The organism is Rhizobium sp. CBN3 (assembly GCF_030518245.1).
Lineage (GTDB): Bacteria > Pseudomonadota > Alphaproteobacteria > Rhizobiales > Rhizobiaceae > Rhizobium > Rhizobium aethiopicum_A.
On sequence record NZ_JAULSE010000002.1, the window covers coordinates 418129 to 431715 of the forward strand.

Sequence of the window (13587 nt, forward strand, 5' to 3'; positions counted from 1 at the left end):
AGCGATGTTCTATCTCCTGTCGACCTACTGGCCGCATATCCTCTTTGTCGTTTCGATTGCCATGGGAGCCGCGGCGGCGATCCATGCCGCCATGACCAAGGAGGAGGTGCGCGCGGCGATCGGGTGGGTCGGCGTCATCATCCTCTCGCCTGTTGTCGGGGCGCTGCTTTATGCGATCGCCGGCATCAATCGCATCCGCCGCAAATCGCTGAGCATTCGCCGCGACGCCCTGCTGCTCGCGCCCGGAACCGACGAACTGGAGACGTTCGACGCCGATGCCGAGACCGTGATCAGCCAGTTCGGCCGCCGCTTTGCGGCGCTGCAGACGCTTGGCGACCGCGTGACACGCAACCCGCTGACCTCAGGCAATACGATCGACATGCTGGAGACCGGCGACGAGGCCTATGCCGCGATGAAATCCGCCATCGATGAAGCGGGGCGCAGCATCTTGCTCGAAACCTACATCTTCGACCGTGATGTCATCGGCCTGCGCATCGCCGATGCGCTGATTGCCGCGGTGAAGCGCGGTGTGACGGTCCGGGTGCTGATCGACGCCGTCGGTGCGCGTTATTCGGTGCCGAGCATTCTCGGCCATCTCAAGGAGGGCGGCGTCACCGTCGCCGTCTTCAACGGCAATGTCATCATGGGTTTGCGGCTGCCCTATGCCAATCTGCGCACCCACCGCAAGATCCTGATCGTCGACGGACGCATTGCGCTGACAGGCGGCATGAATATCAGGGCGGGTTTCAGCGAGGAGGCGACGGGCGAGACCTTTGCCCGTGATACGCATTTCAGCGTCACTGGCCCGGTCGTCGCCGATCTCTTCGATCTTGCCGCCGAAGACTGGCGGTTCACCACCGACGAACTGTTGAACGACGAGGCCTGGCGCATCGAACCGCCGCAGCGCAGCCCCGGCGACCCCATCCTGATGCGCATCGTCGCTTCGGGACCGGACCGCAGCCTCGAAACCAACCATAAGATGCTGATGGGCGCCTTTTCCGTTGCGCGTCAATCGATCCGCATCATGTCGCCCTATTTCCTGCCGGACCGCGAACTCATCAGCGCCCTGGTGACGGCGGCGCGGCGCGGCGTTGAAGTCGATATCGTCGTGCCGGCTCTCAACAATCTCATGCTGGTCGACCGGGCGATGACGGCGCAGTTCGATCAGATCCTCAAAAATTATTGCCGCATCTGGCGCTCGACCGGCAGCTTCAGCCATTCGAAGCTTTTGACGATCGACGGCACCTGGGCCTATGTCGGCTCTTCCAACCTCGATCCACGTTCGCTCAGGCTGAATTTCGAGGTCGACCTCGAAGTGCTGAATGAGGGCTTTGCCGCCGAGATCGACGAGCATATCGAAGAAATCCTGAAATCGGCAACGCTGGTGACGCTGGACGGCTTACGCGCGCGGCCCTTCCCGGTGCGGCTGATCGAGAAGGTGCTGTGGCTTGGTTCGCCCTATCTCTGACGGATTTTTTGCATTCCGACATGGCAAGTTCCGCGCGGCCGCCTATACTGCGGATGGAGTAGCTTCTTTGATCAACGGAACAAGTGCGCTTCGCGATGCACGCCAGGAAAGACAGTCTTCCCGCCAGCATTCTCGCCTCGATCAGGAGCAGGAAAAAGCGGCTCGACGCGGCGCATATGGAGGCAAGGCCGCGTAGCGCCGGAACGTTGATCGCTTCCTACAATGTCCACAAATGTGTCGGTACCGACCGCCGCTTCGATCCGGAGCGGACCAGCCGGGTGATCCATGAAATCGGCGCCGACGTGATCGCGCTGCAGGAGGCCGACACACGTTTCGGCGAGCGAACGGGCATACTCGATCTCGGCCGGCTGGAGCGGGAGACGGGGCTGATCCCTGTGCCGGTCGAAGGCATGGCGAAGGCGCATGGCTGGCACGGCAATGTCGTGCTGTTCAAGAAGGGGCTGGTGCATGATGTGCACCAGGTGAAACTGCCGGGGCTGGAGCCGCGCGGCGCCCTCGTCGTCGAAATCGAGCTGGAAGAGGGCGGCGCGCTGCGGATCATCGCCGCGCATTTCGGCCTGTTGCGCCACAGCAGAGCCCAGCAGGCCCGTACCCTCGTCGAACTGATCAACGACAGGCATGAGATGCCGACCATCCTGCTCGGCGATCTCAACGAATGGCGGCTTGGCGACCGCTCGTCGCTCAACACATTTCAATCCGCCTTCGGCGAGCTGCCGCCGGCCGTGCCGAGTTTTCCCGCCGGCCTGCCGCTGCTGGCGCTCGACCGCATCATCGCCAACCGCAAGGGCATCATCTCCGAGGTGGAGGCGCATGATACACCGCTCGCCCGCATAGCCTCGGACCACCTGCCGATCAAGGCGCTTGTCGACCTGAAACCGGTGGCCGGTTGAACCCAGTCGGGAGGGGCGCCTTCTGCGTTCAACCAGGGCCGGGTACCGCTCAACTTGAGCGGAACAGGCCGGCGAGACGGCGAAACGGCTGGACCCACAATTGCGTATCGATCATTTCAGGTGAGGAGGGCGGGAGCAGCCGGTCAAGGCGAGGCAGGAGAAACGCAGTCCAGTCGTCGAGATCGTTTTTGCCGAAGTAGGGCAGCCAGACATCGCAGGGGCCGTCCCATTGTCGTGGGTTTGCTCGAGCGATATCGCCGAGCTTGACCAAGACGGGTTGGCCATTGTCTCCGACAACTTCAATCTCCGGGTCGGGATCAGGCCTGGGAAGGCGCGCAATGATGTGTTCTTCCAAAGCCTTGCCGATTGCTCGATCCGCCTCGTTGAGGCGAGGAAGTATTCTTGTGTTGCCGGCGGGGCCGGAGGTCTCCGTCAGGTTGATCGTGAACTTGGCGCCGATAAGGCTGTTCGAAGACTGGGATACTTGCAGCCAACAAACCCTTTCGCCCCGGGCAAAGCTGCACTTTCCCGCTTGCGATTTCCAGCCGAGCTCCTGAAGTCGCGGAGTCAGTAGCGACCGCATATGCCGGTGAAAGTCCTTGCTTTTCACATAGTCGCGCATGCTTTGCAGCCTCGTGCTTTGGGACGATAACCCCTTGGAGGGTCTTATGTCATGCTCCCTCCCAGAAAGATCCCTCGCTCATGCGGTGAATCTGGTCTGCGCTTTTTGGCGGCTGCCGGTCCGCCATTTCTGGATTGGTCGTTCGATGAATTCCCAGCTCAAGGCGGAAAACGCGATTGTGGGGATCGCGACAACGATCAGTTGGATGATCCCCCCTTTCAGCGGATAATCGAATACCCGCCACAGAATCTGCATCATCAGCCAAAGAATTGGCAAATGGTAGAGATAACAGCCGTAGCTGATGCGGCCGAGATAGGCCAACGGCCTGGCACCCAGAATGCGGTCGACGACCGGGTTTGTCCCTGATGCGGTCACGGCAATCAGAATCGCGATCGGCAGAAGTGGAAGAATTTGCAGAAGGAAAGCAACGACCAACGACTGGTGGTGGCTGTCTGTGTCAGCGAGCTGGAAGGCACACCACAGTGCCGCCGGCAGGATTGCACCAACCAGGTGGATTTTGGTCGGGCGTGCCAGCATGCCCGAAAAGAAGAAAGTCAAGGCTCCCACGCCTAGTGCGTCGAGTGAGAAGGGCGGCCACAAGACCGTGTTGTCGGTGAAATAGCCGGTGACATAGCAGCCGAGCCAGAATGCCAGTGCAATGGCGATTGCGCCCGCAGCGGCCCGCGCCACCCATCTGTTTGCGCAGCTTAGCACGATGAGCGGCCATACGAGATAGAACTGCCATTCGACGGACAGGGTCCAGGTATGAGCAAGCACCCATGGGTTCCAATCCACTCCCATCGCGAACCAGATGTTTGACAGAAAGGCGAGATGATAAAAAAGCCCGTCCCGGATCGTGACGAGGCCGATAGCAACGAGCGCCAGGAGCATGGCGAAATAGGTCGGCAGGAGCCTGAGCGCTCTTCGCTCGTAGAAAGATCGCAGCGCCGCAAGGTGGCTCAATCTCTTGGCGTCGCGCAACGCGACCAGGTTGCCGGTAATCAGGAAGGCACTCAAAACGAAGAAGGTTCGCACTGCCAGATCGCCGAGCAGGGAATTGCCATCGACGAAATGTGTATAGAACACGCCTAGAATGGCGATAGCCCTGATGCCATCAAGGCCTCTTATCCGATCTGCCGCCATCCGCTCTCGTTTCCTCCCACCCGCCACCCATATTCCGACAGAGCCTGGCGGGGCGCAAGGGAAGAAGTCGGGCTTCAAAGGCGGCCCGCCTCTTTCTGGAGAGGGATTACTCCGACAACATCACTTGACGTCTCCCCATCTTTGGGAAATGCTAAGATGTCAGACCAATTTTAGAGCCTGACTGCCTGATAGAAAAAATGGGGAACCATGAAGGCAAATCGCAGCGACAGGCCGGTGATCCGGCCGCTTCCGGTCATGGACCGCGCGCGTCAGGTGACCGATGCGCTGGCGGATTATGTCGAGGAGGCGCGGTTGCAGGCGGGCGACCGGCTGCCGGCCGAGCGGGAGCTGATGTCGGCTCTTGCCGTCGGACGTTCGACCATTCGTGAGGCGATCCGGCATTTTCAGGCGCTCGGCGTCATCGAGACGCGCAAGGGTAGCGGCACCTATCTTTTGAAGCCGGTGTCCCGGGCAACGATCCATATGCCGCTGTCCTTCGACGCGGCGCATCTGCGCGATGCGCTGCTGCAGACGCTGGAGGTTCGCCGCGGCATCGAATGCGAGGCGGGCATGGTTGCGGCCCGGCGGCGCACCGCAAAGGACCTCGTCGTGATCGAGGAGAAGCTCAACGAGATGGAGCGGGTGCATCTGGAGAAGGGCACATCCGGGCCTGAGGATCTGGCCTTCCATCTCGCCGTCTACGACGCCACCCACAATCCGCTGTTTCGCCAGCTTCTCGAGCAGATGCGCGAAACCTTCGAGCGCTTCTGGGAGCATCCGTTCGACCGGCAGGATTTCGCCCGCCGGTCCTTTCCCTTTCACCGCACGCTTTTCGACGCGATCGCTGCCCGCGATCCGGAGGCGGCGCGCGCTGAGACATTGAAAATTCTCGATATCGTTGAGGAAGACATCAAGGAAATGTCCAAATGAGCAACGGCGCAGACCCGTTCGATCTTGCTTCCCTCATCACCGCCCATGACGACGGCAACTTCGCCGACGCCGTCGTGCCGCCGATCTTCCAGACCTCGCTTTTCACCTTTTCCGATTACGACGAGATGATCACCGTCTATCGCGGCGAGAAGGTGCGGCCGACCTATACGCGCGGGCTGAACCCGACGGTGCGCGCCTTCGAGGAAATGCTGGCCAAGCTCGAAGGCGCCGAGGATGCGCTGGGTTTTGCGAGCGGCATGGCGGCGATCTCATCGGCAGTGCTGAGTTTCGTCGAGCCAGGCGACCGCATCGTCGCCGTCAAGCATGTCTATCCCGATGCTTTCCGTCTGTTCGGCACCATCCTGAAGCGGATGAAGATCGAGGTGACTTATGTCGACGGGCGCGACGAGGAAGCGGTTGCCAGGGCGCTGCACGGCGCCAAAGTCTTGTACCTGGAAAGCCCGACGAGCTGGGTGATGGAGGCGCACGATGTCGGTGCGCTGGCCGCGCTCGCCAAGCGGCACGGCGTCGTCTCGATGATCGACAACAGCTGGGCGAGCCCGTTCTTCCAGCGGCCGCTGACGCTCGGCGTCGATCTCGTCATCCATTCCGCCTCGAAATATATCGGCGGCCACAGCGATGTGGTGGCTGGCGTCGTCGCCGGCTCGAAGGAAATGATCGCGCGCATCAAGGCCGAGGCCTATCCCTATCTCGGCGGCAAGCTTTCGCCGTTCGACGCCTGGCTGTTGATCCGCGGTCTGCGCACGCTGCCGCTGCGGATGAAGGCGCATGAGGCCTCCGCCCTTGAAATCGCCAGGCGCCTGCAGAAGCTCGAGGTGGTCGAGGCGGTCTGTCATCCAGGCCTCGCCAACCGCCTGCCCGCCGGGCTCAACGGCACCTCGGGGCTGTTCTCGTTCATCTTCCGCGACGGCGTCGATATCCGCACCTTCGCCGACCATCTCAAGCTGTTCAAACTGGGTGTAAGCTGGGGTGGGCATGAAAGCCTGATCGTACCGGGCGAGGTGGTGCTGCAGCAGAAGGCACAGCCGAATTCCGCGCAAACCTTCGGCATCCACGCGCGATCCGTACGCCTCCATGTCGGCCTCGAAGGAACCGAGGCGCTGTGGAGGGACATCGAGGAGGCGCTCGCCGCCGCCTCACAATCCTGAAACCTGAGAGAAACCTAACAAGGGGGAACTGAGCCATGAAAAAACTAATAATCTCAACGCTCTTTGCTTCGATGATGGCGGGCACGGCCTTTGCCGACACGACGCTCAAGCTTGTCGAAGTCATCACCAGCCCGGAGCGCACCGAAACGCTGAAGTCGATTGTCGGCAAGTTCGAAGCCGCCAATCCCGGCACCAAGGTCGATATCATCTCGCTGCCCTGGAACGAAGCCTTCCAGAAATTCGCCACCATGGTCTCGGCCGGCGACGTGCCCGACGTGATGGAGATGCCCGATACCTGGCTGTCGCTCTATGCCAATAACGGCATGCTCGAAAGCCTCGAGCCCTATCTCGAAAAGTGGGAGCACACCAAGGAACTGACGCCGCGCGCGCTCGAACTCGGCCGCGACGTCAAGGACACCGCCTATATGCTGCCCTACGGCTTCTATTTGAGGGCGATGTTCTACAACAAGAAGCTGCTCTCGGAGGCCGGCGTCGCCGCGCCGCCGAAGACGCTGGACGAGTTCACCGCCGCCTCCGAAAAGGTCTCCAAGCTTCCCGGCAAATACGGCTACTGCATGCGCGGCGGACCGGGCGGCCTGAACGGCTGGATGATCTTCGCCGCCACGATGGCCGGCGACAACACGTACTTCAAGGAGGACGGCACCTCGACAATGAACAGCCCCGGCTGGGCCAAGGGCATCGAATGGATGGTCGATCTCTACAAGAAGGGCTATGCGCCGAAGGACAGCGTCAACTGGGGCTTCAACGAAGTCGTCGCCGGCTTCTATTCCGGCACCTGCGCCTTCCTCGACCAGGATCCGGATGCGCTGATCGCCATCGCCGAGCGCATGAAGAAGGAGGATTTCGGTGTCGCGCCGCTGCCGAAGGGGCCTGACGGCAAGTCCTTCCCGACCATCGGTTATGGTGGCTGGTCGATGTTTTCGACGAGCGCCAACAAGGATCTTTCCTGGAAGCTGATCGCCACCCTCGAAGGGCCGGAAGGCAATATCGAGTGGAACAAGCGCATCGGCGCGCTGCCGGCATATACCGCGGCCGAAAAGGATCCCTTCTATGCCGGCGATCAGTTCAAGGGCTGGTTCGAGGAACTGGCGGACCCGAACACGGTGCCGACCGTCATGCCGACCTATCTGGAAGAGTTCGCCTTCTTCAAGGATTCGCTGGCGATCAAGACCTCGCAGCAGGCTTTGCTTGGAGACATCTCGGCGAAGGATCTGGCCGATCAGTGGGCGGATTATCTGACCAAGGCGCAGCAGAAGTTTCTGAGCAAGAAGTAGCGAAATAAGGGGGCTCTGAGCTGGGAGCCCCCTCATCCGACCCTACGGGCCACCTTCTCCCCGAGGGGAGAAGGGAACGGAGACGTTGCGGCATATCCTCTTCTCCCCAGCGGGGAGAAGGTGCCGGCAGGCGGATGAGGGGGCTCCATCGCCGCCCATGAATTCCCAACCGGGTAAGACAATGGAAACCGCAATCCGATGACCATTTCCGCCGATATGCTCGACATGCGACGCGACCGCAGGCCGTGGCTGCGTCGCCTTGCCGATGCTTCGGAGCCCTATCTTTACAGCGCGCCGTCGCTGATCCTGATCATCGCGGTGATGCTGGTGCCGCTGACACTCGGGCTGTCCTATGCCTTCCGCGATATCCAGCTGCTCAATCCCTTTTCCGGCGGCTTCATCGGGCTCGAACATTTCCGCGAGTTGTCGAGCGACGCGGCGTTTTACGGCGCGCTGAGGAACACGCTTTGGTGGACCGGCGCCTCCGTCGTCTTGCAATTCGCCTTCGGGCTGATCCTGGCGCTATTGCTCGACAAGCCTTTCCCGGGCCGGGCGATCGCGCAGGCGCTGGTCTTCCTGCCCTGGGCGGTGCCGTCCTTTCTCGCCGGTCTCAACTGGGCCTGGCTGTTCAACCCGGTCATCGGGCCGATCCCGCACTGGCTTTTCGCGCTGGGGCTGATGCATGAGCCGGGCAATATCCTCTCCGATCCCGATCATGCGATGTGGGGGCCGATCGTCGCCAATGTCTGGTGGGGCATTCCGTTCTTTGCCATCACCCTGCTTGCCGCCTTGCAGGCGATTCCGCGCGATCTCTACGAGGCCGCCTCGATCGACGGTGCCGGCTGGTTCCAGCGTTTCCGCTCGATCACCCTGCCGTTCCTGGCGCCGACGATCGCCATCACCGTGCTCTTGCGCACCGTCTGGATTTCCAATTTCGCCGATCTCATCGTCGTCATGACCAATGGCGGGCCGGCCGACCGCACGCAGATCGTCGCGAGCTACATCTTCACCACGGCGTTCAAGCGGCTCGATTTCGGTTATGCCTCGGCGATCGCGCTGGTGCTGCTCGCGCTGCTGCTGGCCTATTCGATGCTGATCATCCTGCTGCGGCAGACGCTGCTGAACAAGGATTGAGACCATGAGACGATCAATCCTTCCCACCATCGCGCATCGCCTGGCGATCCTCTGCTACATCGCCTTCGCGCTCTTCCCGCTATTCTGGCTGCTCAAGGTCTCGGTGACGCCGAACGACCTGCTCTATACCGAGGGCGTGCGGATGTGGCCGTCGCGCACGAGCTGGGATCATTATGCCTTCGTGCTGCAGCACAGCGCCTTCCCGACCTTCTTCAAGAACAGCCTGATCGTCTCGGCTTCGACGGCGGTGACGGTGACGATCTGCGCCTCGCTCTCGGGCTATGCGTTGTCGCGCTTCAATTTCCGGGCGAAATACTGGATCGTCGCGCTGATGCTGCTGACCCAGATGTTCCCGCTCGTCATGCTGGTGGCGCCGATCTTCAAGATCCTGTCGCCCTTGCATCTGACCAACAGCCTGACCGGCCTCGTCATCGTCTACACCGCCTTCAACGTGCCCTTCGCCACCTTTCTGATGCAGTCCTTCTTCGACGGCATTCCCAAGGATCTCGAAGAGGCGGCAATGATCGATGGGGCGACGCAATTCACCGCGTTTCGCCAGATCATCCTGCCGCTGACGCTGCCCGGTATCGCCGCGACGCTCGGCTTCGTCTTCACCGCCGCCTGGAGCGAACTGCTGTTTGCGCTGATGCTGATCAACGGCAATGACGCCGCGACCTTCCCTGTCGGACTTCTCACCTTCGTTTCGAAATTCTCGGTGGATTTCGGGCAGATGATGGCGGCGGGCGTCATGGCGCTCATTCCGGCCGGCCTCTTCTTCCTGCTCATCCAGCGTTATCTCGTCCAGGGCCTGACGGCCGGCGCGGTCAAAGGTTAAACAGAATGGCATCGATCGATATCCAGAATATCCGCAAAGCCTATGGCCACGTGCAGGTGCTGCACGGCGTCGACCTCGACATCAGGGATGGCGAATTCGTCGTGCTCGTTGGTCCCTCCGGCTGCGGCAAGTCAACGCTGTTGCGGATGATTGCCGGGCTGGAGGAAGTCACATCAGGTGAGATCCGTATTGCCGGCGCCAGGGTGAACGAGCTGCATCCCAAGGACCGCGACATCGCCATGGTGTTCCAGTCCTATGCGCTCTATCCGCATATGAATGTCGCCGGCAATATGAGCTACAGCCTGAGGCTGCGGAAAACGGCGAAGGAAAAGATCACCAGTGCAGTGGCGGCGGCTGCCGCCAAGCTCGGTCTCGATCCGCTGCTCGAACGGCGGCCGAAGGCGCTCTCCGGCGGTCAGCGCCAGCGCGTCGCCATGGGCCGCGCCATCGTGCGCCAGCCGAAGGCCTTCCTGTTCGACGAACCACTGTCCAATCTCGACGCGCGGCTGCGCGAACAGATGCGTGCCGAAATCAAGAAGCTGCATGGCGAGTTGAAGGCAACCTCGATCTACGTCACCCACGACCAGATCGAGGCGATGACGCTGGCGGACCGGATCGTCGCCATGCATGGCGGCGTGGTGCAGCAGGTCGGCAGTCCGCTGGAACTCTACGACCGCCCCGCCAATCTCTTCGTCGCCGGTTTCATCGGCTCGCCCGGAATGAATTTCCTCGAGGCCAGCTACACCGCGGGCGGCGTCAAGCTGAAGGATGGAACGATCGTGCCGCTGGCAAAGCCGCTGCCGCTTGCAGACGGCACGAAGATGACGCTCGGCATTCGGCCGGAGCATGTGCTGATCACGAACGACGGGAGCGGGCTTGCCACCGACGTGGAACTCGTCGAACCCACCGGCTTCGGCATTATCCTGCACCTCGCCCTCCATGGCCTGCCGTTCAAGATCTTCACTCTTGACCGCGAAGCGTTGAAGGCGGGGCCGAAGGTCAACGTCGCCTTCCCGCCCCAATATCTGCATGTGTTCGACGGCGAGGGTCAACGCATCGATTGAGCAGCCGAGCTCCTCAGGTGTCCCTATCTGTTGGTTGTTGCCACGGTAAAAAGCACCTGGATAGAAAAAGATCGATCAGATTCAAGGGGATGAACGAGACTCGGAAAACGCGTGAATCATTCTGACTAAGCTATTGAAATTTGATTCGTTTTGATTCGGAACCAATCGTAAAGTGATTCGGTTGACTCGCACTGGTTGCGGCAGGAGCGCGTGCGAAATGGTTGCCCCGAGAGCGAATTGGAAAGGTTTTATCAAGTTCGGGGAGGTGGCTTTCCCCGTTGCGCTTTACACCGCCGCCTCCACATCCGAGCGGATCGCGTTTCACACCCTGAACAGGAAGACCGGCAACCGCGTCCGCCGGGAATTCGTGGACGGCGAGACTGGCGATCCGGTCGAACGCGAGGACCAGGTCAAGGGTTTTGAGATCGAGGACGGCCGCTATGTCGTGCTCGAGCCCGAGGAGGTCGCGGCCGCCATTCCCGAGAGCGACAAGACGCTGAAGGTGGAGGCCTTTATTCCTTTTGACGAGGTCGACGACGTCTATTTCGACAAGCCTTATTATCTGGCGCCCGACACGATGGGCAGCGACGCTTTCAAACTCCTGAGGGACGGCATGAAGAAGGCCAAGGTCGCGGCCATCGCCCGTACCGTGCTGTTCCGCCGCCTGCGAACGCTCCTCATCCGCCCCCATGGCAAAGGGCTGGTCGGCTCCACCTTGAACTTCGATTATGAGGTTCGCTCCTCCGAGAAGGCTTTCGAGGAGATGCCGGATCTCAAGATCGAAGGCGAGATGCTGGAGCTTGCCAAGCACATCATCAACACCAAGAAGGGCGAGTTCGATCCGAAGCAGTTCGAGGACCGTTACGAAGCGGCCGTCGCCGAACTGGTGAAGGCCAAGCTCGAAGGCCGCACTCTTCCGAAGAAAAAGACGCCGCCGGCTCCCAAACCGAGCGACCTGCTACAGGCGCTGCGCGAAAGCGCCGGCATGGCGGCGCCGGCCAAGACGAAGCGCACCGCTGCAAATGCCAATGCCGGCAAAGGCAGGCAGAAAGCCGCGCGTGCATCGGCGCCGAAATCAAGCAGCCCGGGCGGCGCGCGCCAGCGCCGCGCCGGGTGATCGGAGGTTTCCATGGCGATCCGGCCTTACTGGAAAGGTTACCTCAAACTGTCGCTCGTCACTTGTCCGGTGCAGATGATGCCGGCCACGTCCGAAAATGAGAAGGTGCGTTTTCACACGCTCAATCGCGCCACCCAGAACCGCGTCGTCAGCCACTATGTCGACGCCGTCACCGGCAAGGACGTGAAAGATGAAGACGAAGTAAAAGCCTATCAGCGCGGTGAGAACGAATATGTCTTGCTTGAAGACGAGGAGTTGGAGAACGTGGCGCTTGAAAGCACCAAGACGATCGATATTGAAGTCTTTACGCCGCGCAACAGTGTCGAATGGATCTGGCTCGACACGCCCTACTATCTTTCACCGGACGATCCGGTCGGCCAGGAAGCGTTCTCGGTGATCCGCGATGCGATGGCGGCTGAGGACATGGTCGGCATTTCGCGGCTGGTGATTGCGCGCCGCGAGCGCGCCGTCATGCTGGAGCCACGCGGCAAGGGCATCGTCCTTTGGACCCTGCGTTACGGGGACGAGGTGCGCGACGCGGAGAGCTATTTCGAGCGGGTGGACGATCAACCGGCGGACAGTGAGATGATACCGCTGGTCCAGCAGCTCATCAAGAAGCAGACGCAGCACTGGAACCCGAAGATGGTCTCCGACCCGGTGCAGGATAGGCTGCTCGACATCATCGAGGCCAAGAAGAAACAAATGAAGAAGCCCGTCAGAGCAAAATCCAAGGGCAAGGAGAAGGCGGAGCCGGTGCCCAGCAACGTCATCAACATCATGGACGCCCTGCGTAAATCCGTCGATGCCGAGAACCGACCCGACAGGCATTGAGCGATGACCAGACCACGCGGCCCCTCCGCTCCGCTTCTTCGCGACTCGAATTCCTCCATACAATCACGACCTCTCCGTCGGCGTGATCCCGACCAGCCAAACCTGCCGTTCGATCCAATGCCGTCGAGGGTGGAGCCATGCCTGGCCTTGCTGAAGCAGACGGTGCCGCAAGGGCCGGATTGGCTTTACGAGGTGAAGTGGGACGGCTACCGATTGGCGCTCCACATCGAGCCGAAGGGTATTCGCATTCTCACCCGCGGGGGCCATGACTGGACCCACCGATTTCCGACGATCGCCGCAGGGGCAAAAGAGCTCGGTGTGTCGAGCTGCATTCTCGACGGAGAAGCCGTCGTCCTCGATGAAGAGGGGCGCTCCGACTTCGGAGCCTTGCAGCGCTCGCTCGGCGGCAGGGGCGGCAAGCGGATCTCGACGGAATCCATCTTCTGCGCTTTCGATCTGTTATACCTGGATGGTCACAACTTGACGCGCACTGAGCTGTCGGTACGCCGTCATCTCCTGGAAGATCTGGTCCCTGAGACCAGCGACGGAGCCGTTCGGTTCTCCGAAGAACTGGATCTCGGTGGCGAGGAACTGCTTGAGCACGCCTGCCATCTTGGCCTCGAAGGCGTGATCGCCAAACGCAGGGACAGCCCTTACCGGAGTGGCCGTCTGGGGGACTGGCAGAAGATCAAGTGCGTTCAGAGCGACAGTTTCATGATCGTCGGTTACGAGGAATCCGCCAGCAACCGCGGCGGACTCGGCAGTCTTTTGCTTGCGGGTCGAAAGGGCCACGACTGGATCTACGTCGGATCCGTCGGCACAGGCTTCAACCGAAGCGAGGCGGAATATTTGCGCAAGACGTTGAACCGCCTCCAGACGAAAAAACCTGCCGTGCCGCTGAAAGGAAAGCGCCTCGTCTTTTCCCAGCCGACCTTGATTGCCGAAATCGAGTTTCGCGGCTGGACGCGTGAGGGCAGCCTCCGCCACCCCTCATACAAGGGCCTCCGCGAGATCCAGGATAACGCCGCCATCTTCGATATGACTGATGCACCGTAATCAGATGAGTGC

At 61.0% G+C, this 13587-nt stretch carries 13 protein-coding genes; 11 read left to right on the plus strand and 2 right to left on the minus strand.

The window, feature by feature from the left end:
• Window positions 1–4: 4 nt before the first annotated feature.
• Window positions 5–1468 carry a phosphatidylserine/phosphatidylglycerophosphate/cardiolipin synthase family protein gene (locus QWJ46_RS04700; RefSeq protein ID WP_302749526.1) on the plus strand — a complete coding sequence of 488 codons (1464 nt, stop codon included), beginning with the start codon at window positions 5–7 and terminating at the stop codon, window positions 1466–1468.
• 95 nt (window positions 1469–1563) lie between these two features.
• Window positions 1564–2379, plus strand: a complete 816-nt coding sequence (locus QWJ46_RS04705) for an endonuclease/exonuclease/phosphatase family protein (protein ID WP_184456077.1) — start codon at window positions 1564–1566, stop codon at window positions 2377–2379.
• A 49-nt stretch (window positions 2380–2428) separates the two neighbouring features.
• On the opposite strand, the gene QWJ46_RS04710 is transcribed toward QWJ46_RS04705, so the two are convergent.
• A complete protein-coding gene (locus QWJ46_RS04710; protein ID WP_302749291.1) occupies window positions 2429–3001 on the minus strand; it encodes a hypothetical protein in 573 nt (190 codons plus the stop codon).
• Between the two features lie 78 nt (window positions 3002–3079).
• Window positions 3080–4144: an acyltransferase gene (locus QWJ46_RS04715; RefSeq protein WP_302749292.1), complete on the minus strand. Its 1065-nt coding sequence runs from the start codon at window positions 4142–4144 to the stop codon at window positions 3080–3082.
• Window positions 4145–4351: 207 nt separating this feature from the next.
• Between QWJ46_RS04715 and QWJ46_RS04720 the strand changes: the two genes are divergently transcribed.
• The 9 genes from QWJ46_RS04720 (at window position 4352) to ligD (ending at window position 13575) form a co-directional block, all read left to right on the plus strand.
• Window positions 4352–5074: a FadR/GntR family transcriptional regulator gene (locus QWJ46_RS04720; RefSeq protein WP_302749293.1), complete on the plus strand. Its 723-nt coding sequence runs from the start codon at window positions 4352–4354 to the stop codon at window positions 5072–5074.
• Window positions 5071–6243 (plus strand): PLP-dependent transferase, encoded by a 1173-nt coding sequence (locus tag QWJ46_RS04725; protein ID WP_302749295.1) that lies wholly within the window; start codon window positions 5071–5073, stop codon window positions 6241–6243. Before QWJ46_RS04720 ends, QWJ46_RS04725 begins: the two co-directional genes overlap by 4 nt.
• 35 nt (window positions 6244–6278) lie before the next feature.
• Entirely contained in the window at window positions 6279–7538 is a 1260-nt protein-coding gene (locus QWJ46_RS04730) for a sugar ABC transporter substrate-binding protein (protein WP_302749297.1), read from the plus strand.
• A gap of 198 nt (window positions 7539–7736) precedes the next feature.
• Window positions 7737–8672, plus strand: a complete 936-nt coding sequence (locus tag QWJ46_RS04735) for a carbohydrate ABC transporter permease (protein ID WP_302749298.1) — start codon at window positions 7737–7739, stop codon at window positions 8670–8672.
• Between the two features lie 4 nt (window positions 8673–8676).
• Window positions 8677–9507 (plus strand): carbohydrate ABC transporter permease, encoded by an 831-nt coding sequence (locus QWJ46_RS04740; protein WP_011428101.1) that lies wholly within the window; start codon window positions 8677–8679, stop codon window positions 9505–9507.
• A 5-nt stretch (window positions 9508–9512) separates the two neighbouring features.
• Window positions 9513–10571 (plus strand): ABC transporter ATP-binding protein, encoded by a 1059-nt coding sequence (locus QWJ46_RS04745; RefSeq protein ID WP_302749301.1) that lies wholly within the window; start codon window positions 9513–9515, stop codon window positions 10569–10571.
• 217 nt (window positions 10572–10788) lie between these two features.
• The gene (locus QWJ46_RS04750) at window positions 10789–11688 is read left to right on the plus strand and encodes a Ku protein (RefSeq protein ID WP_302749302.1); all 900 of its coding nucleotides are present in this window, start codon (window positions 10789–10791) and stop codon (window positions 11686–11688) included.
• A gap of 12 nt (window positions 11689–11700) precedes the next feature.
• Window positions 11701–12519: a Ku protein gene (locus tag QWJ46_RS04755; protein WP_302749304.1), complete on the plus strand. Its 819-nt coding sequence runs from the start codon at window positions 11701–11703 to the stop codon at window positions 12517–12519.
• 3 nt (window positions 12520–12522) lie between these two features.
• The gene (gene ligD / locus QWJ46_RS04760) at window positions 12523–13575 is read left to right on the plus strand and encodes a non-homologous end-joining DNA ligase (RefSeq protein ID WP_302749305.1); all 1053 of its coding nucleotides are present in this window, start codon (window positions 12523–12525) and stop codon (window positions 13573–13575) included.
• Window positions 13576–13587: the final 12 nt, after the last annotated feature.